This window comes from Kocuria sp. LHG3120, from assembly GCF_049897445.1.
In the GTDB taxonomy this organism is placed as follows: domain Bacteria; phylum Actinomycetota; class Actinomycetes; order Actinomycetales; family Micrococcaceae; genus Kocuria; species Kocuria rosea.
In genome coordinates this window covers 602,137-627,401 of record NZ_JAFCWG010000002.1, presented here as the reverse complement: position 1 = coordinate 627,401, position 25,265 = coordinate 602,137, and the positions used below count along the sequence as shown (strand labels likewise).

The following is a 25,265-nucleotide window of genomic DNA, read 5'->3' as shown; positions in this document are numbered from 1 at the left end:
GGGGGGGGGGGTCAGGCTTGGTCGGCGGGACGCAGCAGGATCTCGTGGATGGCCAGGTGGCGGGGGCGGGTGAGGGTGAAGGCGATGACCTCGGCGATGTCCTCAGCGGTGACGGGTGCCTGGTGGTAGAGCCGGTCCACGGCCGTCTTGGTCGCCTCGTGGGTAATGTGGGTGGGCAGTTCGGTGGCCACGACACCGGGCTCGATCAGCGTCACCCGCACGTCGGGCAGCAGTTCCTGGCGCAGCGACTCCGACCACCCGTTGAGTCCCCACTTGGTCGCGGCGTAGACGCCGTTTCCGGGGCGGGCGGTGCGTCCGGCGACGGAGGAGATGTTCACGATGTCCCCGCCACCGTCCTGGAGCTGGTCAAGGAACACCTCGGTGGTGGTGATCGCCCCGAGCAGGTTCACCTCGATCATGGCCCGGTAGTCGGCGTGCTGGTCGGCGGAGAAGGGGCCCAGGAGCATGATCCCGGCGTTGTTGACCAGCACGTCAGCCCCGCCGAGGTCCTGCTTGATCTGTTCGGCGGCCGCGAGAAGAGAATCGCGGTCGGTGACCTCGGCGGCGATGGCGACCGCCCCCTCGCCGAGTTCGGCTGCCAGGGCCTGGAGGCGGTCGGTGCGCCGGGCCAGCAGCGCCACCCGGTACCCGGTGCCGTGCAGGGCCCGGGCGGTGGCGGCCCCGATGCCGGAGGAGGCGCCGGTGATGACGGCAACGCGGCCGGTGTTCGGTGTGGTGGTCATGAAAGGGGTCCTTTCGAAAAGGGGTGGGCGGGTCAGCGCTCGAGCAGGCCGACCTGGGCCAACCACTGCTCGGTGTCGGCGGCGGCGTCGTAGACTTCCTCCCCGCGTACGGCCAGGCCGGGGCCGATCGTGGCGGTGGGGGCAAGTGCGGTGTAGTCGCGGGGTACCGTGCCCAGCCCGCTCATCGCGTGGGTGGTGAAGGGCAGGATCGTGGTGCCGGTGAAGTCCAGGGCTTCAAGGAAGGTGGACATGATCATCGGGGCGCGCACGTTCCAGATGGGGCTCCCGATCAGCACCGTGGCGTAGCCGGTGAGGTCGGGCAGCGGGTGGGCGATGGCCGGGCGGGCCTCGGCGTCTTGTTCGGCGACGTTGCGCGCCACGGTCTCGTCGTAGTCGACGGGGTAGGTCTCGGCCGCCTCGATCCGGTACATATCGCAGTCGATAAGCTCGGCGATCATCCCGGCCAGCACCTCGGTGTTGCCGAGTTGGAGGGTCCGGCGGCCGCCGTAGTAGTAGTTCTCCCCGGCCCGGGAGAAGTAGGCCAATAGCACCGGGCCCGCCGGTGAGGTGTTCATCGGGGTGCTCCGTCCTGTCGGGTCCGGGGGCGGGGCGGGTGTGGTGCAGACGGCCAGTGTCGTGGCCATGCCTACCCCGCCCAGGGCCGCGCGCAGCAGCGTCCGTCGGGGCACCGGGGGTCGGTGTGTGGGGGCCGGCATGGTGGGCTCAGCCCGTCGGGGTGGGGGCTTCGACACCGGTCATGGCCAGGGCCGGGCCCGGCAGTCGGTCACCGTGGATCGTGATCGCCTCCAGGGCTGTGGTCAGCTCCTGCAGCTCTGCGGGGCTGAAGGTGACTTCTTCGGCCCCGAGGTTCTCCAGCAGGTGGGGCAGCCGGGTGGTGCTGGGAATCGGTACGATCCACGGCCGCTGGGCCAGCAGCCAGGCCAGGGAGATCTGGGCCGGGGTGGCGCCCTTGCGCACGGCCCAGTCCTGCAGCAGCTGCACCAACGCCATGTTCGCTTCCAGGTTCTCGGGGCTGTTGCGCGGGACCATGGGGCGGAAGTCGCCCTCGGTGAAGCGGGTGAAGGGGGTGATCTCCCCGGTGGTGAGGCCCATGCCCAGCGGCGCCCAGCACACGAAACCGATCCCGAGTTCCTCGCACAGGGGCAGGACGTGGGCTTCGGGCCCGCGCCAGGCCATGGAGTACTCGTTCTGGATCGCGGTCAGCGGTTGCACCGCATGGGCCCGGCGGATCGTCTCCACCCCCGGCTCGGAGAGCCCGAAGTGCAGGACCTTGCCCTCGGCGATCAGCTCGCCCACGGTGCCGGCCACGTCCTCGATCGGGACGGCCGGATCCACCCGGTGCTGATAGAGCAGATCGATGCGGTCGGTCCGTAACCGGGCCAGCATGCCCTCCACGGCTGCCCGGATGTGCTCGGGGCGGCTGTTGAGCCCACCGGTGCGCTGTCCGGTGGCCGGGTCGATGTCCCAGCCGAACTTCGAGGCGATCACCACCTCATCACGGACCGGTTCCAGCGCCTCCCCGACGATGCGTTCGGACTCGAAGGGCCCGTAGGCCTCGGCCGTGTCGAAGAACGTCACCCCCTGATCGGTAGCGGTGCGGATGAGGGAGACCATGTCCGCCCGGCTGGTGACGGGCCCGTACAGATCGCCCGTCATGGTCTGGGTGCCCAAACCCGTGGCCGAGACCTCCAGGGCCCCGAGCATGCGGCGTCCGCTCACCGTGGTGGCGACGGTCACCGGGTCCGTACCCTTCCCGGGGCCTCTGCCGCGGCCCGGCCACGGCGTGTGGGCGTTCGAGGGGGGTGCGGCCATACCGGTCACCAATGGGACGGAGGCCAGCACGGCTGCGCCCTGCAGGAAACGGCGCCGGCCGCGATCAGTGGCGGCGCGGGTCGGTGGGCTGTCCTGATCGTGCATCGGGGGATCTCCTTCATATTCATCGTCGCCATGGACCTGATGCCCGGCGTCGTGGTCCTCGAGCGGACCGCCAACAGTGACCGGGGATGCGAGGGTTGCTCCTGCTGGGAAAACCGCCCCCGGGCGGGAAGCGGGCGCGGCAGGACCGGCTGATTCGTGTACCGGCTGGCCGTCGCATCTGCTGGCCGTCGCCTCTGCTGCCCGCAGCCGCCGGCGACGGCCGCACTTCAAGTGAGGTGCGAGGGCACCGCGCCGCATCACCCGAGTGCTCGGGGATCGGCCTGTGCCGGGGGAGGGGTGGGGCGGCCCCGGGGGCCGCTCCGTAAGGGGATCAGGCCTCGGGGATCGGCATGCCGTAGGCCTCGAGGGTGATGTCCGCAGGCTCCGGCCCGCCCCGGCGACCCGTGTCGAGGGCGTTGATCGCGGCCAGCTCCTGGTCGGTGAGCTCGACGTCGAAGACCTCGAAATTCTCCGCGATGCGGTGGGCCTTGGTGGACTTCGGAATCACCGACCGGCCCTGCTGCAGGTGCCAGGCCAGCATGACCTGGGCCGGGCTCTTGGCGTGAGCTGCCGCAATGCTGAGGATGGTCGGGTCTTCCAACGTGCTGGTGTGCTCACCGTCGCGATAGAAGGTGATCCCGCCGATGGGCGACCAGGCCTGAGTCACAATGCCGTGGTCGGCGCCGAACGCCTGCACCTCGGGCTGCTGGAAGTAGGGGTGCACCTCGATCTGGTTGACCGCAGGAACGACCGTGGCGCTCTGGAGCAACTGGGTGAGGTGGTCGACCATGAAGTTGCTGACCCCGATCGCCCGGACCTTGCCTTGCTCGAGCAGGGTCTCCAGGGCCCGGTAGGCCTCCAGCGTGCGGTCGAAAGCGGTGGGCAGCGCCTGGTGCAGGATCAACAGGTCGATCTGCTCCACCCCGAGCTTCGCCGCGCTCTTCTCAAACCCGTGCAGCGTCTGGTCGTAGCCGTAGTCGCTGATCCAGATCTTGGTCTCGATGAAGACCTCATCGCGAGGAACACCGGAGTCGGACAAGGCCTCGCCGACCTCCTTCTCGTTACCGTAAGCGGCCGCGGTGTCGATGTGGCGGTAGCCCGTGGCCAGGGCCGCCCGGACGGCCTCTCGGGTCTGATCGGGCGGAGTCTGGAAGACCCCGAGCCCGAGGCCCGGCATCTGCACGCCGTTGTTCAAAGTGATCGTGGTGTTAGACATGCCTCCCACGGTAGGAGCAGGCCCGGGGCCGGTGAGAGTCCCTGGTGTTATCCCCCAGCGCCAGCCCCGCCTCGCGGGGACGACTCGGGGTGGGGGTGACTGGCAGGGGCTCCCACCCCCGGCGGCCACCGGCCTAGCCTGGGGACATGGACAACCGCCACGAGGTGCAGCAGTTCCTCACTACCCTGCGCGCCCGCCTGACCCCGGAGCAGGCCGGGGTGACCGTGTTCGGTGGTGAACGCTGTGTGCCGGGGCTGCGCCGGGAGGAAGTCGCCCAGCTGGCCGGGGTGTCCACCGCCTACTACACCAGGATGGAACGCGGGGACCTCAGCGGGGTGTCCGAGAGCGTGCTCTTCGCCCTGTCCCGAGCCCTGCAGCTGGACGAGGCCGAGACCACCCACCTGATCGATCTCGCCCGCGCGGCCACCGGGCCCCGCCGCGCACCGCGCACCAAGCCCGAACCGCGGCTACCACCCCAAATGGCTCAGCTGCTGGACACCATGGGCGATGTCCCGGCGATCGCCTCCACCCGGCTGCGCACCCCGGTCGGGTCCAACGCCCTGGGCCGAGCCCTGTTCCCGCACCTGTTCCCCCAGGCCGCGGCACCGGTGAACTCCGCCCGGTACCTGTTCCTGGACCCCCGCGCCCAGGACTTCTACCCCGACTGGGAGACCATCGCCCGGCAAGCGACCTCGGCCCTGCGCCTGCTCGCCGGTCAGGATCCCAGCGACCGGGCCCTGATGAGCTTGGTCGGGGAACTGGCCACCCGCAGCCCCGACTTCCGCACCTGGTGGGGCGGGCACACCGTGCGCACCCACACCAGCGGCACCAAACGCATCCACCACCCCGTCGTCGGGGAAATCACCCTGGGCTACGACGTCCTGGCAGTCCCCTCCACCCCCGGACTCACCATCGCCACCTACCTCCCAGCACCGGGAACCCCCTCGGCCGACGCACTGACCCTGCTGCGCAGCTGGATCGCCGATCCCGCCAACACCCTCGATCCAACCGGCCCCCACCACTGACCAACTCCATCTCTCGGTCGGATCAGGCCACCTTGTGTGTCAGCGCCGTCCAGTCAGAGCTCCGGCGGGTACTCCTCCGGGCGCAGGTCGCGGCTGTAGGGGACGCTGCTGGCCGGTGCCAGCTGGTTGGCGGCCCGCACCAGGGTGTCCCGGTGCCGGGGCGCCAGATACAGGGCGTGATGCAGGTAGGCCTCGACCTCCAGCTGCCCGACCTCCCCACCCAGTTCCACGTAGGCCTGCCACAGGTCTTCCACGCCCAGCCCGGCCTTGGCGGTCGCCGCGCGCATCAGCCTCGCTTGTGCCCTGGCGATCGCCCGGTCATCCATCGGAGCCCTACACCTGCCTTCCACCAGGGTCCTGCGGGTTTGCTGGCCCCAGCGTGGCAGGGCTGTGGCCGCTCCGTAACAGGGGCCCATCCTCAGGGGCCCTGGCCGATGGCCGGCCTGGGGACCAGCCAGGTTGGTACCCCGGGAGCGGCGGCAAGGCAGCTGGGTCAGTCCTGTCGGTCGCGGATCTTGGTGAAGCTGTAGCCCACGTTACGTACCGTGGTGATCAGGTGCTCGTGGTCCGCACCCAGCTTGGCCCGCAGGCGCCGCACGTGCACGTCCACGGTGCGGGTGCCGCCGTAGTAGTCGTAGCCCCACACATCGCTGAGCAGCTGGGCGCGGGTGAAGACCTGCCCGATGTGCTGGGCCAGGTACTTCAGCAGCTCGAACTCCTTATAGGTCAGGTCCAGGGGCGCCCCGTTGAGGTGAACGGAGTAGGCGGACTCGTCGATGACCACGGAACCGGCGCGGATGCGGGTCTCGTCCTCGACGACCTCGGTGGAGCGGGTGGAGGCCAGGCGCAGCCGCGCCTCGACCTCCGCCGGGCCGGCGGTGTCGAGCACGACGCCGTCGACCATCCAGTTCGCGGCCACCGCCGCCATCCCGCCCTCGGTGAGGACCATCAGCAGCGGCGCCGCCAGGCCCTTGGCCGTGAGCAGCTGCGCAAGGTTGCGCGCGATGATCAGATCGCTCCGCCCGTCCAGCAGCACGACGTCGGGCTGGTGACCGTCCAGGACGCCCGAGGCCGTGCGAGTCGGCACCACGGTGACCCGGTGGTTCAACAGGCCCAGCGCCGGCAGCGCCGAAGCCGAAGGCCCGTGCGCATCGGTCAGCAACAGGATCTGGAACACGCGTGTTTCTCCATTCCGGGGTACGGGCTGAGCTGTCAGTGTAAAGACCCCCACCACAGCTGCTGCTGTCGTCCGGGGGGAGTTCGTTGTCACAGGCGCGCCTTGCAGAGCAACGGGAGGCAGGACGTCTCCTCGACGGTGTTCCGGCGGTCGCGTTGTGGCGGTGTCCCGGCGAAAGATGAACAACTGATGACAGGATTGACAGCCTGCTTCTTTTAACTGTGGGGGGCCTCTAGCCTGGAAGTGGACAGCGTCGTCGATCACCCCCACCGGCACCTGGAGTTGTTGTAGCTCCTGGTGCGCCCGAGACGACCTGAAGGACCACAGCCATGAGTGTCTCTGATCTGTTGCCCGCCCCGCCGGGTGCCGGTCCCGTGCCGATCTCACCGGGCATCGGAGTCGGCGTGGTCTTCGATCCCATGCCCTGGGTCGATGCCGCCGAGTTGTCGCGCTGCCGGATGCGCGTGGACCGGCCGGGGTTGAACCTGCGTGCCGGGGAGACGGTGCTGTGCGCTGTCTACGAGCCCGCTGACCTGGGCATGGTCGTGCTGGTGCGTTGTGAGGCCGACGGGCACACCCCCGGTGCTCTCATCTCGGCCGGGGAGGTCGACTACCTCGAACCCGCCCTCGAGCCGGTGATCCTGGGCGCATGGGACAAGCCCGGGACACGCTACTGATCTCCTGGCCGGGCTACCCCGTTCGTTGACCCAGCGCTGCCGCCGTCCTTGGAGTCAGGCTGGCATGCGGAGATCTGGTCCTGCCGGTCGGGTGTTTCGGTGCGAGGGCATCATCGACCCTCATCTCCCTGTGCGTCAGATCACGTGGTGTCCTGGTGGGTGCACAGGGTCAGCCTTGGATGCCCAAGGTCTCGTCCTCGAGATCGTCGAGCACCCATTCCGAGAGCTGTCCGGCCGGAACGACGAACGTGCCATCTTGAAGCAGCTGTGCCTCCTGGGCTGAGAGGGACTCCTTCGCGGCTTCGGTGTTGTGGGCGGCCAGTGCGGTGGCGTAGCCGGCGGCCAGTTGGGTGGCCCAGGGCTGGTGGCCGGCGTAGCAAGGGTGCTCAGGACTCGGGCTGCACACTTCCAGCCACCGTGCCGGCTCCGGTGGAACGGAGATAGGAGGCATCAGGTGCTGGTGCAGGTCCCAGGTGACTTCGGCCCAGCGGCCTGCGGCGGTGACCACCATGGGGTAGTAGGTGGCGACCCATTGGGCGGGAGAGGCGCGGTGCAGCTCGACGGCTAGAGCCCGAGGTGCAGAGGTGGTCATGCGTTTTTCCTGTTCGCAGACGACGGGTGGTCTCGCGGTGGCGACCTGGGGCAGGGTCACACCGGCGGACCGGAGGGATCGCGGTGGTGATTGACCAGGGTAGGCGCTGGACCGATAACTATGAAAGCAAGCTGAGCATTGTGACGTCGGGCAGTCTTGAGGCAAGGGGCGCGAGACGTCTCATCGAGGAGGAGGTCAACTGTCGCCGTCGAGGGTGTGGGAGACGGCCCGTCCCTGCCGTCCCTGCTCAGCGACTGCGGATGGCTCATCTGAAAGGCCGTCCTCTGCACCCCGCCCGCCGTCGGGGGCGGCAACGTGCGGGGCGTTGCCTTCACGCGACGGGATCGCGCAGGATCGTTCGCAGGGTGTCCTGTGGCGTTTCGCGGGCGAAACTGTCGAGGTGGAGCTCGTGGTGCGGTCCACTTCGGTGCTTTTCCTGCGTCCATGCGAACTGGCCGAGGCGGGCGAGGGCGCCGAACTCCTCCGCGAACGGCCCGTGGTGCATGACCTGGACGACGTCGTGCTCCGGGACGGTGAATAGCTCAAGGCTGTCGATGGCTCGCGCGGAGGGGCTTGCTGCGCGGGTGCGTACTGCGTTCAGTGCCTCGGCGGTGGTGTTGTCGGGGATGGCGGCCAGGACGCGGTATCGCAGCGAGGAGACCGGGTTGACACTGTAGAAGTCCGCGATCTCAACCGGGACCGATCCGTCCGGGTACCAGTACTGGATCTCTATGACCGGGGTGGTCCCGTTGCCGAGCTGGCGGGCAATGTCACTGACAAGGACCTTCTTGCGGTAGAACTCGTCGGTGCCAGGGGAACCAGCGCCGAGGATGGACGCGTAGGTCACGGAAGGGGTGCGCACGAACTCGGGGTCGTCCGATGCGTGGAAGTGAGGTGTGGTAAGCATTCCTGGGTCTCCTTGTGCCGTGCGGTGTGTTCGACGGTGGTTCGGTGGGGTTCAGGAGCTGTATCCGCCGTCGATGTCGAGGGTGCCGCGGATGTTCACGTCGGTCATGCGGTCAATCTCGTCGTCGGATAGCTCCGCGACGCGCTTCTTGGTCCCGCCGCCTGCGTTGGCCACCACGATGTCGAGGCACCCCTCCTGGGCGGCGAGCTCGGCGATCACATCACGGACCTGCGCTCGATCGGCGCTGTTCGCGTTGATCCCCGCAGCCCGACCGCCGGAATCGGTGATGGCCGACACGAGCGCTTGCGCCTCTCCCGTCGCACAGGCATAGGTGAACGTCACCCGCGCGCCCTCAGCCGCGAGACGACGAACGGTACCGGCGCCGAAGCCACGAGCCCCGCCCCTGACCAGGGCGACTTTGCCTGCGTGGCGCCCATCCACAGGGTTTCCGGGGCCGCTCTCAATGGTGGGGCTGGTTGTCATGGCGTCCTCGCCGGGTTCACGGAGAAGGGTCGGTGGTGTCGGTGCGGGCGATCGTCTCGTGCAGTCCGGTGCGGATCGTCGACATCGACTCGGTGAAGGCTTGGTCGATGTCGATGTCGAGCTTTTCGGCGAGGACGAAGACCCACCACAGGGCTTCGGCGAGCTTGTGCTTCAGCTCGGCGTCCGGGTCGCCGTCGATCCCCCACGTGCCGTCTTGGGCGAGCAGGAGTCGCCCGATGTATCCGACGTCGTTGGAGAACCCAATCATCAGCTCGTGCAGGGACCAGGTCATGCCGTTGAAGCGTTGCTCGAGGATCTCGTAGAGACGGCGAACCTCGAGGGCCTCGTCGCGGGCCGCGGCGAGGTGTGCGCATCCGGTCATGGGTCATGCCTTTCAAGATGAGTCCGCGCATGGCGGTCCTGCGATACGAGATCAGGTGCGGGGAACACGGTGAGCGCGCGGCGGGCGAGGGCGACCAGCGCGTCTTGGGGCTCGCCGTCCGCGGCGCGGATGGCGAAACCGGTGGTGAGCGTGATCAGGAACCGTGCGAGGTCCTCCGGGTCCTCATCCGGGGGGAGATCGCCGTCAGAGATGGCCTGTTGGAACCGGGCGGCGAGGCGTTCCTGGATCACCTTGCGGTTCTCGGCGAGGAGGGAGAATGCGTCCGTCTCGTGGGTGACCATCGCCTGCACGGAGAGGCATCCAGGTGGCCGGCCGGGAGTCGTGACCGCTTTCGCGTTGCCGATCAGGAACGCTTCAGCGACCCTCCGAGCAGAAGGCATGTCCAGGGCAGCCTCCACGTAGCCCATGTTGCGCTCGATGTAGCGCTCCAGCGCTGCGCGGAACAGCTGGGCCTTGTCCCCGAACGCACGGTAGAGCGCGGGGCGGCTGATGCCCATCGCTTCCGTGAGCTCGGTCAGTCCCGTGCTCTCGTATCCGTGACGCCAGAACGTGTCGACAGCGGCGTCGAGGGCCGCCTCCGGCTCGAACGCGCGTGGCCGTCCGCCGGTTCCCATCGCCCCTCCTAGTAGTTTCGTATCGATCGGTACGTAACCAGTGTGGCACATGCACCGCGGTACCGCCATGCCCACGGGAGGCGCAACCAGCGCCCAAGAGGCGCCGATGGCAGCGCGCAGCAACCAGTGGGGAGGGAAGACGTCTTGTCCCTAAATCGCTACCGCACCCTCGGGTGAGCCGCGTGAGACCGCTTGCGCGCGGAGGGATGAGTCTGAATGACCTGGACTGGGGAAAAACACTCGAGGGGTCGTTCGAAATATTCGGGAGTTACTTCGACCTCGGAAGCTTCATCGAGGAGCGCCGAACCAGCGCCCCTCTGTGTTGTCGACGACGGACGAATACGGAGCAGATGCGGACACACTGCTCAAACTTCGAGCGGAACCGACACTTCGCACACCAATATTCAGAGAATCCCGAATCAGGAGCTGCTCCGGCCCCTGCCGCTTTACATATGGCCGGCTTCAGGATGGTCACGCGACTACCCCGTGGATCAGAGTGTCACCGTCCCCCCGGCATGAATGCGGAGGGCCGCCAGGGACATGGTTCCGACTCGGCATTGAGATGAGCGAGTCAGTAGCCACCACCGATGTCGATTCGCCGGGGGCAGCTCGATCGCCCGGGCGCACCCACTCGGGGTGCATTCGGGCGATTGGGGTTGTCGACCCAGGGGTGGCCGCCCCGTCGCTGCAGAAGGTGTCGCTGGGCCAGCCGCTTGCCGGTCTTCGCCAGTGATGGGGCCAGCGGTAGGACGCCCACGTAGCGGTTGATCAGGTAGGCGATATTGACCATTTGGGAGAAGGGCAGCACACCAGGCCGATCAGGGTCCCGATCGCAGTGAGAGCAAGGGTTGCGTACTTGAAGTGGGACGTTTTTTCGGCGAAGAAGCGCGAGGGGAAGGTCCACAGCAACGGGACCGCTGTCGTGTAGATGTCGGCGAGGACGATGAGGAAGAACTTGGAGGCCAACAAGGGACTCAGGTTGGCGACGAGAACCAGCATCACGATCTCGGTGCCGGTGACCCGGGCGATGTTCGCCAGCAGGACCAGGCTGGCGATGATGCAAGCCAGGGAAACGGCGATCCCGCCGAGCAGGCCCCTGGGGCCGCTTCCTTGCGGCTGCGTGCCGTCTTGCCCAGTGCGGTGAGGAACGCGGCCAGGCATAACACTCGGGGCGTAACGCGAACACCAACCTTGTACGTACAGTACGGAACGTCTATACGAACCGTGTGATTCGCAGTACAGTGTGAGTCACGTCTCAAGCCGGCCCGTGTGTCCGTCGGATGAGACCGCGCGGTCGGGGAACGTCCTCAGCCGTGATCGAGCGGAGAGGAGCGCGACGTGCGCGCTGTAGTTCTGGATGGACGAGGGTCCATCGACGTCACAACCCTTCCCGATCCCGTCGCCGGGCCCGATGGGGTCGTCATCGCCCCGGAAACGGTGGGGATCTGCGGCACGGACATCCATCTGGCTTCGGGGGATTACCCGACCGGCACTTTCCCGGTCGTTCCCGGTCACGAGTTCGCCGGCACCATCGTCGAGGTGGGACCGGAGGTGACCGACTTCGCCGTGGGCGACCGCGTGTGCGTGGACCCGAACGTGGCGTGTGGGCACTGCGACCAGTGCCAGGCCGGAGCCCCGAACCTGTGCCGGAATCTGGTGCCGATCGGGGTGACCTGCAACGGGGCTGTCGCTCAACGGGTGAGTGTTCCTGTCTCGGTGGTCTTCCCCCTGCCCGATGACATCGACTGGACCACCGGGGCGCTGATCGAACCCCTGGCCTGTGTCTTGCACGCCCTGGGCCGGGTCGCTGACGTGGCGGACAAGCGGGTGCTGATCTACGGGGCCGGTTCCATCGGCCTGCTGGCCGCGGCCCTGGTCAAGGCGCGGGGGGCGCGCTCTATCGACATCATCGAGCCCAGCCCCGTGCGTCGTGAAGCCTCCTTGGAGTTCGGGGCCGATCACGCCTACGCCCCGGGGGGGCGGGCCACGGAGCGTGACATAGACCTGGTCATCGAGGCCAGCGGGCACCCCTCAGCGGTCTCGGATGCGCTGGCCAAGCTGGCCGAGCGCGGCACCTTGCTGCAGATGGGTGTGGTGAGCCCCGCGGCCCACATCGATCTGTTCCCCTACGACCTGTTCGATCGCGAGCTGGTCATCGTCGGATCCCAGTCCCTGGCCAGCTCTTATGCTGCCGCAGTCGAGGCGATCCGTGATCTACCTGACCTTGCCCAGCGCATGGTCACCCACACCTTCGGCCTTTCGGACTATGCCGCCGCCCTCGAGGCGGCGAGCTCCGAAACGGTGCGCAAGGTCCACATCCTCCCCCAGCAGTAGCGTTCTGCGGAACCTGGCCCTGAAGAAGGAAAACATGTCCACCACATCTCCGAAGACGCACGACTCCTTGGTCGAGCGCATCGGCTTGCCCCGCCCGCTGGTCTGGGGTTTCGTTGGTCTTTTGCTGTTCATGATCGGTGACGGCGTCGAGTCCGGTTACATCGCCCCGTATCTGGCAGACAATGGTGCCGGCTCCGCCACGCGGGCCGCGATCATCATCTCCGCCTATGGCCTCATCGTGACCCTCGGTTCCTGGCTCGCCGGGGCCCTGTCCGACGTCTGGGGGCCTCGCCGGGTGATGATCCTCGGTCTGGTCATCTGGGTCGTCTTCGAGATCGTCTTCCTGGCCGTGGCCGTGCCCTCGGGGAACTTCACGCTGTTGCTGCTGGCCTACGGGGTGCGAGGTTTCGGTTACCCGCTTTTCGCCTACGGGTTCCTCGTGTGGGTGCTGGCCGGAAGCCCTGCTCACCGCCTCGGATCGGCAGTGGGATGGTTCTACTTCGCCTTCACCGGTGGCCTGCCCACGCTCGGGTCGCTCTTCGCCAGCGGTTCCGTTCCGCTGGTGGGCCCGTACGTGACCCTGTGGTTGTCGTTGGGTCTGGTCATCCTGGGCGGTATTATCTCGCTGGTGGGCATCCGCAAGGCCAAGGGTGGTACCCGGCTGGCGGCTCCGGAGGTCACCACCGGACGCAGCATCCTCAACAGTGTCGCGATCGCCTTCACGAACCCGCGGGTGGGGTTGGGCTGCCTGATCCGGGTGGTTAACACCGCCCCGCAGTTCGGCTTCCTGGTCTTCCTGCCCACCATCTTCATCACCGATCTGGGCTACGGCACCGCCGGCTGGCTGCAGCTGGTGTTCACGCTGGGCTTCGCCAACATCTTCGCCAACCTGTTCTTCGGGATCCTCAGCGACCGGCTCGGCTGGCACCGGACCCTGCGCTGGTTCGGCTGCTTCGGCTCGGCCATCAGCGCCCTGTGCCTGTACTTCGTCCCCCAGGCCTTCGCGGACCAGTACTGGGTCGCCGTGGCTTGCGCGGCGTTCTTCGGCATCACCCTGGCCGGGTTCACCCCGATCTCGGTGCTCATGTCGCTGATGGCCCCGGGGCAGAAGGGTAACGCCATCGCCGTCCTCAACCTCGGCGCCGGCGCGGCCACCTTCGTGGGCCCGCTGATCGTCGCGCTGTTCCTGGAGCTGATCGGCGCCGGGGGAGTGACCATCGTCTTCGCCGCCCTCTACGTGCTGGCCGGCGTCTCGGTGCACTGGCTGAAGATCCCCGAGGAGTCCCAGGAGGTCATCGAGAAGGGGGTGGCCTTCCAGGACGTCAGCGAGCTGGGGCACCTGGCCGTTCACCCGCACGAGCACCGTCAGCCCCGACCCTAGGGTCCCGAGCACCAAAGAGGGGGTCCGCGCCGACATGGCGCGGACCCCCTCTTTCGCACGAGCGGTTTCCTCAGCGGGCCGACCCCAGGTCCATGGTGGAGACATTGACCTCCAGCGGGACGATCTCGCTGCGCACCCAGGTCTCGTACACATCGAACCGTTCCCCGGCACCGGTCCAGGAGGTGGAACGGATCCGCAGCACCGGGGAGGACTCCTTGATCTCCAAGGCCTGGGCGATCTCCCGGGTCGGGGTCATAGCCCGGATCGTCCGGTGCGCACCCCCCAGGGCATAGCCGGCACCGATCAGCAGCTCCGAGAGGGACGCCTGCCCATTGAGCACGTCCTGAGCGGCGGCCACGACCGGGGCGAGGGTGGGCGGAAGGTAGTTGATGCTGTACAGCGCCGGCACCCCCTCAAGGGTGCGCAGGCGCACCAGCTCGTAACCGATGGTGCCCTCGGGCTGCTCCAACTCCTTGCTCGCGTAGGAAGGCAGGGCGACGGGCCCGGCGCGCAGCACACGGGTGGTCACAGAGCGGTTCTGATGCCCGATCGCGTTCTCCAGGAACCCTTCGTTGCCTTGGATCACCCAGCCCCGGACGGGGGGAGACTCGCTGACGAACACCCCGCGCTTGGCGATGCGCTGTACCAGCCCGCGCGACTCCAGCAGCTGCAAGGCCTGGCGCACCGTGGCCCGGGAGAGCCCGAACTCATTGCACAGCTCGTTCTCACTTGGGAGGCGTTCCCCCGTCTGCACCAGTCCGGCCGTGATGCGCTCGGCGAGCACATCGACGAGCTGCTGGTAGTACGGGACGGGGGACTGGCGATTAATGGTTTCCACTGCGGTAGGCATGGGAGCGCTTCCTCTCTTGGACTGTGCGGAGTCCACGCCGAATCATTCCTCATCATAGGTCAAGTACGTACTGTCCAGACAGAGGGAGAGGACTGTGCTCATTCGACCACCCCGCCCACCCGGGGTGCGACGACGTCTTCGCGAGGCGGTGGGCAAACGTCCTGCAGGTGTGTGCACCGCGACCATGGATCCGCACTGGGTCGCGGCGAGGATCGGAGTTCCCTGTGCGGTGGCAGCGCCGCCGAGACGGAGAACCCCTCGGATCAGCGCCGGCACCCAGGTCCGCGCCGGGTGGTTTTCGACGCGCCTTCTCGAAAATATTGTCCAGACAGAATGCAGGTGCCCCGGGCCGGTGGAGAAGCCGCCGGGCCGGGGCACCTTGATCGATCTGGGGGGCGTTACTCGGTGATCCAGCTAGTGTCGACCGGGCCCTCGGTGCCGGTGGCGGCGACGGCGGCGGCCTGGATCATGATCGCGGCGGCGGCCGCGCCGGGGTCCAGGACTCCTCGGGCCAGCTCGCCGACGTAGCTGGCGCGTCCGCGCCGGGCGAGGATCGCGGCGGTGGACTGCGCGCCCTCCACCGCCGCGGCCGCAGCGGCCTCCAGGGCGGCCGCCGGCTCCGCACCCTCGGCGACCTGGGCGTTGAGGGTCTGGGAGGCCGGGACGATGGCGTCGACCATGGTCTTGTGCCCGACCTCGGCCTTGCCGTAGCGCTGGACGGTGGCCACGCCCGCGGTCAGTCCGGCTGCGAACTCCTCCAGGGTCGGCTCCTGGCCGGAGGTGCAGCGGGCGAGGTCGCGGAAGAACATGCCGAACAGCGGCCCGCTGGTGCCGCCCACGCCGAGGAAGCCGCGGGAGAGGGCTGTGACCCACTGGCTGTAGGTTTCCGGGGCGCCCTGGTCGATGTTGCTCTTGGTCAGGCGCAGGGCGGTGGCGATGTTGGAGCCGAAGTCGCCGTCACCGACCTGCCGGTCGAGATCGCCCAGGGAGTCGGTCTTGCCGAGGAAGGATTCGGACAAGGTGCTCACCCAGCGGGCTCCGAAGTCGGTGGGCAGGGTGGTGGTGTTCTGGGTCATGGTTGGCTCCTTCACCAGGTCAGGGCGGGGGTATGAACAGGGGCGTCCCACAGGCCGATGAGATCCTCATCGGCCGGCAGCAGGGTCACGGAGATGCCGTGCATGTCCAGGGAGGTCACCAACGATCCGACCAGGGAGCGGGCCACACTGATCCCGGCCGCCCCCAGCTGGCGGTGGACCGCACGGGCGGCGACGCTGAGCTCCAAGGGGTAGGCCCCACCCAGTCCGTTGATGATGGCGATGACGGCGGCTCCCCGGCGCAGTTCCAGCTCGGCCACGAGAGGCTCCAAAAGCAGGTTCGTCAGCTCGTCGGCCCCGGCAAAGGCCACCCGGCCGGTGCCGCGCTCACCGTGGATCCCCACGCCGAGCTCGATCTCTTCGGCCCCGAGGGTGAAGGCAGCATCGGCGGCCCCCGGGTGGGTGCCCGCCGACAGGGCAAGGCTCATCGTGCGGGAGTTGCGCGCCACGCGCCGACCCAGTTCGGCGACCTCGACGAGGTCGGCCCCGATCTCGGCGGCGGCCCCGGCGATCTTCTCCACGGCCACCACCGCAGCGGTTCCGCGGCGGCCGGGGCCGTCCTCGGTGGTCTCGGTGGCCAGGTCGTCAGCCACCAGGACGGTCTCGGTCTGGACTGCCTCATCACCGGCCAGTTCGCCGGCGATCTGGAAGTTCAGGACATCGCCGGTGTAATTCTTCACGATCTGGACCACTCCGCGCCCGGAATCGGCGGCCAGGGTCCCTTCGTGCACCTGCAGTGCGGTGGGGCTGGCGAAGACCGCCCCGGGCACGGCGACATCGAGCATTCCGGTGCCAACGAACCCGACATGCAGCGGCTCGTGGCCGGAGCCGCCCCCGGAGACCAGGCCGACCTTGCTCTTGGCTGGGGTCTTGCGTGTGACGATCCCTGCCTCGCGCCGGTAGGCGAGCAGCGACGGGTAGGTGAGCTCCAGGCCTTCGAGGGCTTCGTCGACGAAGCTTTCGGGCTGGTTGATGATTTGGCGACGCACGGGCCGTCCTCCTCGGATGAAGTGGCTTGACTCACATTACGGTAGTGAGTACCGTACTAATTGTCCAGACTGTACGTACAAGATTGTCCGTGTAGTCAGCTCCGGCACTCACCAGGAAATTCTGGTCTGGACACAGCCTTCCTGGGGCGGACAGTCCTCGCTCATCGAGAGAAAGCAGTCATCATGTCCATGGAATACCGTCTGCGTCGCACCCTCCCCGCCGACCGCGCCGCCATCATCATGCCCGTGGACCACGGGCTCATCTTCAATCGCATCTCCGGCCTGGAGACCCCCTCGGCTTCCTTCGCGGCGTGGGGCAACAACGGGGTGACCGGGTTCATGATGACCCCGGGCCAGGTCAAGCAGACAGAGGGCTTCTTCGCCGAGAACCCGCACCTGTCACGGGTGCTCACCATCGACACCTACTACGACGTCGACAACCTCGACGGTGGGGGCTCCCACAGCCTGATCACCACCGTGGAAGAGGCCGTCCGGATGGGTGTCGACGCAGTGAAGATGCTCTTCCCGTGGAACCTCTCCCGCCAGGAGCGGGCCGCGATGTGCACCCGTGTCGGCCAGGTCGTTACCGCCTGTGACCAGTGGGACATCCCGCTGGTGCTCGAGCCGGTGATCATGGGCGCCCCCCGTACCGAAGAGGTCATCGTGGAGGAGGAGAAGGTCGCCCGGATCGCCTACGACCTGGGCGCCCACATCATCAAGATCGCCTTCCCGGGCGAGGAGCGCACCCGGCGCCTGGTCGATGAGCTGCAGGTGCCCCTGGTCATCGCCGGCGGCCCGCTGGCCGGCGAGCCGGCCGAGACGGTCGACGCCATCGCCCAGACCATCCGTGCCGGAGCGCGCGGGGTGATCGTGGGCCGCAACATCTGGCAGCGGGAGCGCGCCCAGGCAGAGGACGTCCTCTCGCAGGTCTCGGTCCTGACCCGCGAAGCGTCCTTCGCCATCTAAGTCCGTAGTCGCCTGCCGCACCGATCAAAGGAGAAAACGAGCGTGGGTACCCTAACGAGACGCACTCCGGTCGTCTGCGGCATCGACATCGGAAGCACCAACACGAAGGTCGTAGCCCTCGATGAGACGGGACGGGTGGTCGCCCGCGCCAAACGGGCGACCGCCCGCAATCCGTCGGACCTGTCCATCGACACGCACGTGCTCTTCGACGCGATCGAGGAGATGATCGTCCAAGCCTGTGCCACCGAATACAGCGTCAGCGCGGTCAGCGCCGCCGGTGTGGGCGAGGACGGCGTGCTCGTCGACGAGACCATCACGGCCCTGGGGCGGGTCCTGGCATGGTTCGACCCGCGCCGGGTAGGTCTGTTTCAGCAGCTGCTGCCTCAGCTGCCCGAAGCCGATCAGCTGTGCGTGGCCACCGACCCCGCCCGCACCCTCGTGGGTTGGTACTGGGCCCGCCAACAGCCCGGGGTCGAGCAGGCCACCCAGTGGGTGACGCTCACCGACTTCGCCGCTGCGCGCTGGACCGGCACGGCCTTCATCAGCGACACCCTGGCCGCCCGGACCGCGGCCTGGCAGTCCCACACCCGCCAGTGGCTCCCTGACCGAGTGCAGGTCACCCTGGGGGACCCGGCCCTGCTGCCCCCGGTCGTGCGCACCGGGGACGTCGTCGGCCCCCTGGTTTCAGCGCGCCTGACCCAGGCCGGAGTCCTGGCCCCAGGGGCAGTGGCCGTCGCCGGAGGCCACGACCACCCGATCGGCGGGTGGGGGGTGAACCAGTTCCATCCCGGAGCCATCCTCGACTCGATGGGCACCGCGGAAGTCGTCGTCGCCCAGTCACCCATCCCCAATGTTCCGCGCAGCAATCATGTGGACGTCGCCCCCGGCATCCGCGCCGCCGGCACGACCCTGCTACGCGTGGAAGAACTCGCCCGCAACATCGAGTGGGCCTCCCAGAGCCCCGCGGTCGGGGAAGTACTGCGACGGATCATCGACGGCTCCGTCCCGCCCAACAGCTTCCTCACCTCCAGCACCTTCATCCCCGGCACCCCCGGAGGAGGCCGCCCGCGCTACACCACCGACGCTCCCGCCGATCCCGTCTCACGCGCCTCGGCCGTGGCCGGAGCACTGGCCCAGTGCGGGGCCGACGCCGTGGCCGCCGTGGCTGCGCACATGCCCGAGGGCGCCCCCGTATTCGCCGCCGGCGGCTGGTCGCGATCTCCTGGCTGGGTCCAGGTCAAGGAGATGATCAGCGGCTCGGAGGTCACGGTGATCCCCGAACCCGAAGTCACCGCCGTCGGTGCAGCTCTGCTCGCGGCCCGGGCCATCGACTGGAAGGCATCCCCGCAGATTGCGCTCTCCCTGCGGGAAGCCGCGCTGTGACAAGACACTGATCCGCCGTTGGTGACACGCACCTTCCGGCTGAGCCGACAACAACACAAGCGCCGGTGACCAACAAGTCAGGGTACGCAAGGCAGGCAGGGCGGCTGTTTACATATGGCCCGGATAGCGGCGGATAGCACTGCGATAGAGGCTCCTTCCCGCGTCGTGGGAGCAACTGGGGAAGCTGTTCTTGTCGCGTGCGGTTAATCCTCGGGCAGGCGGTTGCCGGTGGCGGCGTCGAACAGGTGGACGTGCTCCAAGTTCGGGGCTACCCAGATGGTGGACCCGGCTCGGGGCGGGGTGCGGCCCTCGACACGGACGATGAACTCATGGGTGGTGGGGTCGTCAGCAGTGCCGGTAGTGGGGTCCACGGGCACGATTCGGTTGGTCGCGGTGACTGGGGCCAGATGGCCATAGACGAACGCGTCCGCCCCGAGCTCCTCGACCACATCGGCCACAATCGGCAGCCCGGTGCCCTCACTGGCCCGGTGGAGGTCCTCGGGCCGGATCCCGACCGACACCTGGGATCCGGTCACGGCCGCACGCTGGGCGGTCGTCAGCGGGACCCGGACCGTGCCCAGTTGAGCCCCGGCCTCGGTGACGGGGACGCGGAAGAGGTTCATTGCGGGCGACCCGATGAACCCGGCCACGAACTCCGTGGCGGGCCTGTCGTAGAGGGCCCTCGGGGTGTCGACCTGCATGAGGTGTCCGTCCTTGAGCACGGCGACCCGGTCGCCCATGGTCATTGCCTCGACCTGGTCGTGGGTGACGTAGACGGTGGTGACCCCGAGCCGGCGGGTGAGGGAGGCGATCTGGGTGCGGGTCTGGACTCGCAGCTTCGCGTCGAGGTTCGACAGCGGCTCGTCCATCAGGAACACCTGCGGGGAGCGCACGATGGCACGGCCCATGGCGACGCGCTGGCGCTGGCCGCCGGAGAGCGCCTTGGGCTTGCGGTCCAGGTAGTCGGTGAGGTCCAGAATTCTCGCGGCATCTTCCACCCGCTGGCGCCGCTCGTCCGCACTGATTTTGGCGATCTTCAGGGCGAAGCCCATGTTCTCGGCCACGGTCATGTGCGGGTACAGGGCGTAGTTTTGGAAGACCATGGCGATGTCGCGGTCCTTGGAAGGGGTGTGGGTGACGTCGCGGTCACCGATGTAGATCGAGCCGCCCGTGACGTCCTCCAGCCCGGCGAGCATCCGCAGGGTGGTGGACTTCCCGCACCCGGAAGGGCCCACCAGGACGAGGAATTCCCCGTCGGCGATGTCGAGGTTGAGACCGGTGACCGAGGGGCGCTCGGCCCCGGGGTACTGACAGGTGACGTTGGCGTAGCGTACAGAAGACATGGTGGGTGATTCCTTTCAGGTTCCCGCGGTCGTTCCCGCCGGAGCAGTGGCGTGGGTCGGTTCCGGGCGGTGCCGGGAGAGGTCAGGGGATTGCCAGCCAGGCAGTGTGGTTGGGAGGCAACTGTCCTTCGGCGATCGGGGTGCTGACCAGTAGCACCTCGGCGTCATCGGGTAGCGGGACGCACTCGTCGGAGAGATTGACCAGACACCGGAAACCGGGGCCCCGGTCGTAGGCCAGGCACTGGGCCGGGGCGTCTGTCCAGGTGAAGTCGGTGCCGCGCAGGCCGGGGTGGGTCCGGCGAATGCGCAGGGCCGCCCGGTACAGCTCGAGGGTCGAGCCGTCCACCCCGTCCTGGGCCTCGACCGACAGTTCCCCGAAGTATCCGGGCTGGGGAAGCCAGGCACCGTCGTCGCCGAAACCGAAGGACGTGCCGGTGCGGGTCCAGGGCAGGGGGACGCGGGCGCCGTCGCGTCCCTTGAGCGTGTGGCCGGTGCGTTCCCAGACGGGGTCCTGCAGGGCCTCGTGGGGGATGTCGGGGACCTCGGGCAGGCCGAGCTCTTCGCCCTGGTACAGGTAGGGGGAGCCGGGCAGGGCCAGCATCATCAGGGTCGCCGCGCGTGCCCGGTCCAGGCCCCGCCGCGGGTCGAGCACCGGGTGGCGCCCGTCGGCCAGCAGCCATTCGTCGAGGTCCGCGTCGTGCGGCAGCGCCAGGCGGGAGGCGTGGCGGGGGACGTCGTGGTTGGACAGCACCCAGGTGAGGCCGCCGCCGGCGCCGGTGTGGCCGGCCATGGCCTGGTCGATCACGTCAACGAACTGGTCCCGGTCCCAGTGGGACTTCAGTAGGGAGAAGTCGAAGACCTGCCCGAGCTCGGTCGGACGGGCATAGAGGTAAGTCCGCTCGTTGACCGGGTGCCACGTCTCGGCGACCGCCATCCGCGGGGGGTCGTACTCGTTGAAGACCTGACGCCACTCCTGATAGATCGTGTGCACCTCCTCCCGGTCGTAGAGCGGGTCGGTGCCGTCCATCGGGAGCATCCGGTCCAGCGTGGGCTGGTCGCGCAGCGGGTGGGAGAGGTCCTTGGCCAAGGAGTGGGCCACGTCGATGCGGAAGCCGTCCACGCCGCGGTCGGCCCAGAACCGCAGGGTGTCCTTGAAGTACTGGCGCACCTCGGGGTGGTCCCAGTTCAGGTCGGGCTGCTCCTTGGCGAACAGGTGGCAGTACCACTGCCCCGGTGTGCCATCGGTTTCGGTGATCCGTTCCCAGGCCGGCCCGCCGAAGTGGGAGACCCAGTTCGCCGGTGGGGTGGCCCCGTCGTCGCCGGTGCCGTCGCGGAAGATGTAGCGGTCCCGGGCCGGGGAGCCCTTCGGGGAGGCGAGGGCCTGTTGGAACCAGGGGTGCTGGTCGGAGGTGTGGTTGGGGACGATGTCGACGATGATCTTGATCCCCAGCCCGTGGGCGCCGGCCACGACCCGGTCGAAGTCCTCCAGGGTGCCCAGGCGCGGGTCGACGTCGCGGTAGTCGCTGATGTCGTAGCCGCCGTCGGCCAGCGGGGAGGGGTAGAAGGGGCTGAGCCAGATCGCATCCACCCCCAGCTCGGCGAGGTAGGGCAGCCGGGAGAGCAGCCCGCCCAGGTCCCCGACGCCGTCGCCGTTGGAGTCGGCGAAGGACCGGGGGTAGACCTGGTAGACGACCGCGGTGCGCCACCAGTCCGGGTCGGTGGCGGCCGGGGGCGAGGCGGGGGAAGAGGACATGAGGACTCCGTCCGTGGAAGATCAGCAGTGGAAAGTTGCGGGCGCAGGTGGCTGCGGTGGTCGTCGGCTCAGCCCTTGACGGAGCCGGCGAGCATGGCCTTGACGATGTGGCGCTGGAAGAAGAGGAACACCAGGATCATCGGGGCCATGATCAGCAGGGATCCGGCGTTGAGCAGGACCACGTCGGTGGAGTACTGGCCGACGAAGTTCTGCAGGGCACCGGCCATGGTCCGCTTCTCCGGGTCATCCATCAGCACGATGGCCAGCAGGAACTGGTTCCAGGTGGAGATGAACATCAGCAGCGCCAGGGACGCGATCGCGGGCAGGGCCAGGGGCAGGTGGATGGCGCGGAAGGACTGCCAGGCGCTGGCCCCGTCCATGCTCGAGGCCTCGGAGAGCTCTGCGGGGGCGTTGAGGAAGTGGGCGCGCATCCAGAACACGGCGAAGGGCAGGTTCAACCCGATCAGCGGCAGGATCAGCCCCAGCCGGGTGTTGAGCAGGCCCATTTCCTGGATCTGGTAGTACAGCGGGACGATGGTGACCTCGAAGGGCAGGGTCAGTCCCAGCAGCAGCAGGACGAAGAAGATCGACCCGCCGGGGATGCGCAGCTGGCCGAGGGCGTAGCCGGCCATGGTGGCCAGCAGCACCCCGAGGGGCACCACGCCGAGCACGAGCAGGAAGCTGGAGCCGGCCAGGGTGGTGATGTCGGCGACGTTCCAGGCGTCGACGAAATTGTGCCACTGCGGGTCGCTGGGCCAGCTCAGTCCTGACGGTACGGTTCCCTGGGGCTGCAGGGCGGTGGAGAGCATGCTCAGCAGCGGGAAGATCGAGAAGGCCATGGCCAGCAGCAGCAGGGCCACTCCGGGGATCTGGGTGCTCTTGGGGGTACGCATGCTCACTTCTCCCGGAAGAGTCGTTGGAGGGGCAGGATGACGGCCAGCACCAGGACACTGAGTACCAGGGCCAGGGCGGAGGCCAGGCCGATGCGGGACTCGGTGAAACCGAGCTGGTACACCTGTACGCCGGGCACCATGGTGGAGTAGCCGGGCCCGCCCTGGGTGGCCATGAAGACGATGTCGAAGCTGGCCAGGGCGGCGATGATGGTGATGGTCACGCACACCCCGATCTCCTGGCGCAGCCCGGGCAGGGTGATCGCCCGGAAGGTCTGGAGGAACCCGGCGCCGTCGAGCTTGGCGGCCTCGTAGAGGGAGGTGTCGATCTTGCCGATGCCGGACATGAGCAGGATGGTGCAGAATCCGAGGTTGATCCAGGTCCCGATCAGTCCCACCGCCGGCAGCGCCCAGGTGAAGTCCCCGAACCAGGCGCGGGTCACGGACTCCAGGCCGATGAACGACAGCAGCTGGTTCACGGCACCGGTGGTGGCGTACATCCAGCTCCAGGCGATCGCCGCGGCGGCGGCGGGGATGACGTAGGGGATGAACAGCAGGGTCTGGGCCAGCTTGCCCAGGCCCTTGCTGCGCAGCTCCCGGATCAGCCCGGCCACCAGCAGCGCCACCGTGACCGGGATGACGGTGAAGAAGAGGATCAGGAAGAACGCGTGCCAGATCGAGGACAGCAGCTGCGGGTCGGTGAAGACCTGCACGTAGTTCTCCAGGCCCACGAAGGTGGCCACGGTGATGCCGTCCCAGTCGTAGAAGGAGTACTGGATCGAGGCGGCCAGGGGCCGCAGCACGAAGATCGCGTACATGAGTGCTGCCGGTGCGGCGAACAGCCAGCCGCCCCAGTTGCGCCTACGCCGCCGGGCGGCGGTCGGAGTGGCCGTGGCAGCGGCACCCGCGGCGGTGGTCACAGGGCCCTGCAGCGGACCTGACGATCCGTCGAGGGAACTCATCGGCCCAGCTCACTTTCGTACTGGCGCTGGACCGCGGCCAGCAGGTCCTCCGGGCTCGTGGCCCCGTCGACCAGGCGCTGGACCTCGGAGTTCCAGGTGGTGGTCAGCCCGTTGGTGGCGTTCTGCACGAACTGCACCTGCCCGTCGGCCTCCACCAGCTGCGCGAAGGCCTCCTGGATCTGGGCGTTGACCGAGCCCTCCTCCGTGGTCGGGATTTCCCCTTCGCCGGAGGGAGCGAAACCGGCATCGGCGACGACCTGACGGGCCTCCTCAGAACGCAGGAAGTTCAAGAACGCAGCAGCGGCGTCCTTCTCATCAGCACCGGCCGGGATGGCGAAGTTCGAGGCCGGATCCGACATCGTCGCCTGCTCGCTGCCTTCGGGGGCCGGCGGGAGGAAGAACCCGACGTTGTCACCCATCTGCTCATCCAACGCCGCCGCATCCCAGTTGCCGGAGAAGAAGAACAGGGCCTCATCGTTGGCGAAGCGCCCCAGCGCCGTGGTGGCATCGGTGCCGTTGGTGTCTTCCGGGTAGTACCCGGCCTCGGCCCAGTCCTGGACCGTGCCCACGGCCTCAGCAGCTTCGGGGGTGTCGATCGTGGCCTCGGGGGCGTGGAAGACCCACTCGTTGACCGCTTCGGCCCCTAGGGCGTTGTTGAGCATCATCTGGGTGGTGAACACGATCCCACCGGTCTGGTTACCAGCCATGATCGGCACCATCCCGGCCTCCTCGGCCTGGGCCAGCAGGTCCTGAAGCTCGTCCATGGTCTGCGGTGGGGTGGTCATGCCCAGCTGCTGGGCGAGCTCCTTGTTGTAGTAGAAGCCGGTGACGGTGAAGCCGTCGGCCAGCGTGTACTGGGAGCCCTCACCGCGCACCCCGTCCTCGTTCACCCGGTACTGGGCCAGCTGACCCTCGGGGAGTTCGTCCCAGTTGTAGGCGTCGGCGTAGGCGTCGAGGTTGGTCAGCAGCCCGTCGCCGGCCACATCGGACAGGGCGATCACCCGGGCGATGTCCGGGGGGTCATCCGAGGCCAGCACGCGCGGAGAATTCTGTGCTTGCACGTCATCGGGGTCATAGCGACCGGTGATGGTCACGTTCGGGTACTTCTCCTCGAACGCGGCGATCAGTGCCTCGTCCTTGGCCTTGAGCCCGGCCCCGTCGTAGAGGGTCAGCTCGACCAGCTCCTCGCCCAGCTCGGTGGACACATCCGTGGGTGCTGCCTCGGAAGCGGCCGGGGCCGAACCTCCACCGGGAGGCGCGCAAGCGGCCAGGGCGAACAGCGCGCAGGCGCCTGCTCCCAGCACGCGCAGCCTCGTGCCGGTTGTGCGGGCAGAATCCTGGGTGACCAGACGATCGGTCATGGAACTTCCTCCTCCGGAAGGGGTGTCGCTCCCTTTTCGGAAGCGCTTCCGAATATGATCCAGGTCATAGCCGCAGGGTGTCAACCCTCTCGTGCTGGGCAGTTCTGAAGGATGGACCCGTCGGTGGCTGTGCTAGAGGCCATTTTGAGGGGGAGAGTAGAGAGCGCTTCCGAGACATCTACAC

26 protein-coding genes are annotated in these 25,265 nt (G+C 68.1%); 6 read left to right on the top strand and 20 right to left on the bottom strand.

Annotation, left to right across the window (positions count from 1 at the left end; translation table 11 throughout):
• Positions 1 to 11: 11 nt before the first annotated feature.
• The 4 genes from ACP7CD_RS06905 to ACP7CD_RS06890 all read right to left on the bottom strand — a co-directional run bounded on the left by ACP7CD_RS06905 (position 12) and on the right by ACP7CD_RS06890 (position 3,897).
• Complete coding sequence (locus tag ACP7CD_RS06905) at positions 12 to 743, bottom strand: SDR family oxidoreductase (RefSeq protein ID WP_426119624.1); 732 nt, start codon at positions 741 to 743, stop codon at positions 12 to 14.
• A gap of 32 nt (positions 744 to 775) precedes the next feature.
• Positions 776 to 1,318, bottom strand: coding sequence for a flavodoxin (locus ACP7CD_RS06900; RefSeq protein ID WP_426119622.1), 543 nt, complete (start codon positions 1,316 to 1,318; stop codon positions 776 to 778).
• 148 nt (positions 1,319 to 1,466) lie between these two features.
• On the bottom strand, positions 1,467 to 2,501 hold the full coding sequence (locus ACP7CD_RS06895; protein ID WP_426119620.1) for an aldo/keto reductase: 1,035 nt from the start codon (positions 2,499 to 2,501) through the stop codon (positions 1,467 to 1,469).
• A gap of 511 nt (positions 2,502 to 3,012) precedes the next feature.
• The gene (locus tag ACP7CD_RS06890) at positions 3,013 to 3,897 is read right to left on the bottom strand and encodes an aldo/keto reductase (RefSeq protein WP_426119618.1); all 885 of its coding nucleotides are present in this window, start codon (positions 3,895 to 3,897) and stop codon (positions 3,013 to 3,015) included.
• Between the two features lie 146 nt (positions 3,898 to 4,043).
• Here ACP7CD_RS06890 and ACP7CD_RS06885 point away from each other — a divergent pair, with 146 nt between their 5' ends.
• Positions 4,044 to 4,922: a helix-turn-helix transcriptional regulator gene (locus ACP7CD_RS06885; protein WP_426119616.1), complete on the top strand. Its 879-nt coding sequence runs from the start codon at positions 4,044 to 4,046 to the stop codon at positions 4,920 to 4,922.
• Positions 4,923 to 4,975: 53 nt separating this feature from the next.
• On the opposite strand, the gene ACP7CD_RS06880 is transcribed toward ACP7CD_RS06885, so the two are convergent.
• Both ACP7CD_RS06880 and ACP7CD_RS06875 read right to left on the bottom strand, forming a co-directional pair.
• On the bottom strand, positions 4,976 to 5,209 hold the full coding sequence (locus ACP7CD_RS06880; RefSeq protein ID WP_426119614.1) for a hypothetical protein: 234 nt from the start codon (positions 5,207 to 5,209) through the stop codon (positions 4,976 to 4,978).
• A gap of 206 nt (positions 5,210 to 5,415) precedes the next feature.
• Entirely contained in the window at positions 5,416 to 6,099 is a 684-nt protein-coding gene (locus ACP7CD_RS06875) for a winged helix-turn-helix domain-containing protein (protein WP_426119612.1), read from the bottom strand.
• Positions 6,100 to 6,428: 329 nt separating this feature from the next.
• Between ACP7CD_RS06875 and ACP7CD_RS06870 the strand changes: the two genes are divergently transcribed.
• Positions 6,429 to 6,776, top strand: a complete 348-nt coding sequence (locus ACP7CD_RS06870; RefSeq protein WP_426119610.1) for a hypothetical protein — start codon at positions 6,429 to 6,431, stop codon at positions 6,774 to 6,776.
• A 169-nt stretch (positions 6,777 to 6,945) separates the two neighbouring features.
• On the opposite strand, the gene ACP7CD_RS06865 is transcribed toward ACP7CD_RS06870, so the two are convergent.
• The 6 genes from ACP7CD_RS06865 to ACP7CD_RS06840 all read right to left on the bottom strand — a co-directional run bounded on the left by ACP7CD_RS06865 (position 6,946) and on the right by ACP7CD_RS06840 (position 10,936).
• Positions 6,946 to 7,368 carry a hypothetical protein gene (locus ACP7CD_RS06865; protein WP_426119608.1) on the bottom strand — a complete coding sequence of 141 codons (423 nt, stop codon included), beginning with the start codon at positions 7,366 to 7,368 and terminating at the stop codon, positions 6,946 to 6,948.
• Positions 7,369 to 7,699: 331 nt separating this feature from the next.
• On the bottom strand, positions 7,700 to 8,275 hold the full coding sequence (locus tag ACP7CD_RS06860; RefSeq protein ID WP_426119606.1) for a hypothetical protein: 576 nt from the start codon (positions 8,273 to 8,275) through the stop codon (positions 7,700 to 7,702).
• A 51-nt stretch (positions 8,276 to 8,326) separates the two neighbouring features.
• Positions 8,327 to 8,758, bottom strand: coding sequence for an SDR family NAD(P)-dependent oxidoreductase (locus tag ACP7CD_RS06855; RefSeq protein WP_426119604.1), 432 nt, complete (start codon positions 8,756 to 8,758; stop codon positions 8,327 to 8,329).
• A 16-nt stretch (positions 8,759 to 8,774) separates the two neighbouring features.
• Complete coding sequence (locus ACP7CD_RS06850; protein ID WP_426119602.1) at positions 8,775 to 9,140, bottom strand: hypothetical protein; 366 nt, start codon at positions 9,138 to 9,140, stop codon at positions 8,775 to 8,777.
• Positions 9,137 to 9,775, bottom strand: a complete 639-nt coding sequence (locus ACP7CD_RS06845; protein ID WP_426119600.1) for a TetR/AcrR family transcriptional regulator — start codon at positions 9,773 to 9,775, stop codon at positions 9,137 to 9,139. The genes ACP7CD_RS06850 and ACP7CD_RS06845 overlap by 4 nt, the downstream gene beginning before the upstream one ends.
• Positions 9,776 to 10,543: 768 nt before the next feature.
• The gene (locus ACP7CD_RS06840) at positions 10,544 to 10,936 is read right to left on the bottom strand and encodes a hypothetical protein (protein WP_426119598.1); all 393 of its coding nucleotides are present in this window, start codon (positions 10,934 to 10,936) and stop codon (positions 10,544 to 10,546) included.
• 177 nt (positions 10,937 to 11,113) lie between these two features.
• Between ACP7CD_RS06840 and ACP7CD_RS06835 the strand changes: the two genes are divergently transcribed.
• Positions 11,114 to 12,109: an alcohol dehydrogenase catalytic domain-containing protein gene (locus ACP7CD_RS06835; RefSeq protein ID WP_426119596.1), complete on the top strand. Its 996-nt coding sequence runs from the start codon at positions 11,114 to 11,116 to the stop codon at positions 12,107 to 12,109.
• A gap of 34 nt (positions 12,110 to 12,143) precedes the next feature.
• Positions 12,144 to 13,490, top strand: a complete 1,347-nt coding sequence (locus ACP7CD_RS06830) for an MFS transporter (RefSeq protein ID WP_426119594.1) — start codon at positions 12,144 to 12,146, stop codon at positions 13,488 to 13,490.
• 70 nt (positions 13,491 to 13,560) lie between these two features.
• Here the strand turns inward: ACP7CD_RS06830 and ACP7CD_RS06825 are convergent, their stop codons facing one another.
• The 3 genes from ACP7CD_RS06825 to ACP7CD_RS06815 all read right to left on the bottom strand — a co-directional run bounded on the left by ACP7CD_RS06825 (position 13,561) and on the right by ACP7CD_RS06815 (position 16,423).
• Complete coding sequence (locus tag ACP7CD_RS06825; RefSeq protein ID WP_426119592.1) at positions 13,561 to 14,340, bottom strand: GntR family transcriptional regulator; 780 nt, start codon at positions 14,338 to 14,340, stop codon at positions 13,561 to 13,563.
• Between the two features lie 398 nt (positions 14,341 to 14,738).
• Positions 14,739 to 15,416: a dihydroxyacetone kinase subunit DhaL gene (dhaL, locus tag ACP7CD_RS06820; protein WP_426119590.1), complete on the bottom strand. Its 678-nt coding sequence runs from the start codon at positions 15,414 to 15,416 to the stop codon at positions 14,739 to 14,741.
• Between the two features lie 11 nt (positions 15,417 to 15,427).
• On the bottom strand, positions 15,428 to 16,423 hold the full coding sequence (locus ACP7CD_RS06815; RefSeq protein WP_426119588.1) for a dihydroxyacetone kinase subunit DhaK: 996 nt from the start codon (positions 16,421 to 16,423) through the stop codon (positions 15,428 to 15,430).
• A 189-nt stretch (positions 16,424 to 16,612) separates the two neighbouring features.
• On the opposite strand from ACP7CD_RS06815, the gene ACP7CD_RS06810 reads away from it, so the two are divergent.
• Positions 16,613 to 17,389: a class I fructose-bisphosphate aldolase gene (locus tag ACP7CD_RS06810; protein WP_426119586.1), complete on the top strand. Its 777-nt coding sequence runs from the start codon at positions 16,613 to 16,615 to the stop codon at positions 17,387 to 17,389.
• Positions 17,390 to 17,431: 42 nt separating this feature from the next.
• Positions 17,432 to 18,772 carry an FGGY-family carbohydrate kinase gene (locus ACP7CD_RS06805; protein WP_426119584.1) on the top strand — a complete coding sequence of 447 codons (1,341 nt, stop codon included), beginning with the start codon at positions 17,432 to 17,434 and terminating at the stop codon, positions 18,770 to 18,772.
• A 203-nt stretch (positions 18,773 to 18,975) separates the two neighbouring features.
• Here the strand turns inward: ACP7CD_RS06805 and ACP7CD_RS06800 are convergent, their stop codons facing one another.
• From ACP7CD_RS06800 to ACP7CD_RS06780, 5 genes are all read right to left on the bottom strand, one after another.
• Positions 18,976 to 20,115 (bottom strand): ABC transporter ATP-binding protein, encoded by a 1,140-nt coding sequence (locus ACP7CD_RS06800; protein WP_426119582.1) that lies wholly within the window; start codon positions 20,113 to 20,115, stop codon positions 18,976 to 18,978.
• Between the two features lie 82 nt (positions 20,116 to 20,197).
• Complete coding sequence (locus tag ACP7CD_RS06795) at positions 20,198 to 21,868, bottom strand: glycoside hydrolase family 13 protein (protein WP_426119580.1); 1,671 nt, start codon at positions 21,866 to 21,868, stop codon at positions 20,198 to 20,200.
• 68 nt (positions 21,869 to 21,936) lie between these two features.
• Positions 21,937 to 22,761, bottom strand: a complete 825-nt coding sequence (locus ACP7CD_RS06790; RefSeq protein ID WP_426119578.1) for a carbohydrate ABC transporter permease — start codon at positions 22,759 to 22,761, stop codon at positions 21,937 to 21,939.
• A gap of 2 nt (positions 22,762 to 22,763) precedes the next feature.
• Positions 22,764 to 23,678: a carbohydrate ABC transporter permease gene (locus ACP7CD_RS06785; protein WP_426119576.1), complete on the bottom strand. Its 915-nt coding sequence runs from the start codon at positions 23,676 to 23,678 to the stop codon at positions 22,764 to 22,766.
• A 38-nt stretch (positions 23,679 to 23,716) separates the two neighbouring features.
• Positions 23,717 to 24,925 carry an ABC transporter substrate-binding protein gene (locus tag ACP7CD_RS06780; RefSeq protein WP_426119574.1) on the bottom strand — a complete coding sequence of 403 codons (1,209 nt, stop codon included), beginning with the start codon at positions 24,923 to 24,925 and terminating at the stop codon, positions 23,717 to 23,719.
• Positions 24,926 to 25,265: the final 340 nt, after the last annotated feature.

Coding starts and splice junctions, on each gene's coding strand:
- ACP7CD_RS06865 (WP_426119608.1), bottom strand. CDS start 7,368: ATGACCACCTCTGCACCTCGGGCTCTAGCCGTCGAGCTGCACCGCGCC.
- ACP7CD_RS06890 (WP_426119618.1), bottom strand. CDS start 3,897: ATGTCTAACACCACGATCACTTTGAACAACGGCGTGCAGATGCCGGGC.
- ACP7CD_RS06810 (WP_426119586.1), top strand. CDS start 16,613: ATGGAATACCGTCTGCGTCGCACCCTCCCCGCCGACCGCGCCGCCATC.
- ACP7CD_RS06880 (WP_426119614.1), bottom strand. CDS start 5,209: ATGCGCGCGGCGACCGCCAAGGCCGGGCTGGGCGTGGAAGACCTGTGG.
- ACP7CD_RS06860 (WP_426119606.1), bottom strand. CDS start 8,275: ATGCTTACCACACCTCACTTCCACGCATCGGACGACCCCGAGTTCGTG.
- ACP7CD_RS06825 (WP_426119592.1), bottom strand. CDS start 14,340: ATGCCTACCGCAGTGGAAACCATTAATCGCCAGTCCCCCGTCCCGTAC.
- ACP7CD_RS06845 (WP_426119600.1), bottom strand. CDS start 9,775: ATGGGAACCGGCGGACGGCCACGCGCGTTCGAGCCGGAGGCGGCCCTC.
- ACP7CD_RS06855 (WP_426119604.1), bottom strand. CDS start 8,758: ATGACAACCAGCCCCACCATTGAGAGCGGCCCCGGAAACCCTGTGGAT.
- ACP7CD_RS06795 (WP_426119580.1), bottom strand. CDS start 21,868: ATGTCCTCTTCCCCCGCCTCGCCCCCGGCCGCCACCGACCCGGACTGG.
- ACP7CD_RS06830 (WP_426119594.1), top strand. CDS start 12,144: ATGTCCACCACATCTCCGAAGACGCACGACTCCTTGGTCGAGCGCATC.
- ACP7CD_RS06900 (WP_426119622.1), bottom strand. CDS start 1,318: ATGAACACCTCACCGGCGGGCCCGGTGCTATTGGCCTACTTCTCCCGG.
- dhaL (WP_426119590.1), bottom strand. CDS start 15,416: ATGACCCAGAACACCACCACCCTGCCCACCGACTTCGGAGCCCGCTGG.
- ACP7CD_RS06800 (WP_426119582.1), bottom strand. CDS start 20,115: ATGTCTTCTGTACGCTACGCCAACGTCACCTGTCAGTACCCCGGGGCC.
- ACP7CD_RS06905 (WP_426119624.1), bottom strand. CDS start 743: ATGACCACCACACCGAACACCGGCCGCGTTGCCGTCATCACCGGCGCC.
- ACP7CD_RS06850 (WP_426119602.1), bottom strand. CDS start 9,140: ATGACCGGATGCGCACACCTCGCCGCGGCCCGCGACGAGGCCCTCGAG.
- ACP7CD_RS06870 (WP_426119610.1), top strand. CDS start 6,429: ATGAGTGTCTCTGATCTGTTGCCCGCCCCGCCGGGTGCCGGTCCCGTG.
- ACP7CD_RS06790 (WP_426119578.1), bottom strand. CDS start 22,761: ATGCGTACCCCCAAGAGCACCCAGATCCCCGGAGTGGCCCTGCTGCTG.
- ACP7CD_RS06885 (WP_426119616.1), top strand. CDS start 4,044: ATGGACAACCGCCACGAGGTGCAGCAGTTCCTCACTACCCTGCGCGCC.
- ACP7CD_RS06840 (WP_426119598.1), bottom strand. CDS start 10,936: ATGCCTGGCCGCGTTCCTCACCGCACTGGGCAAGACGGCACGCAGCCG.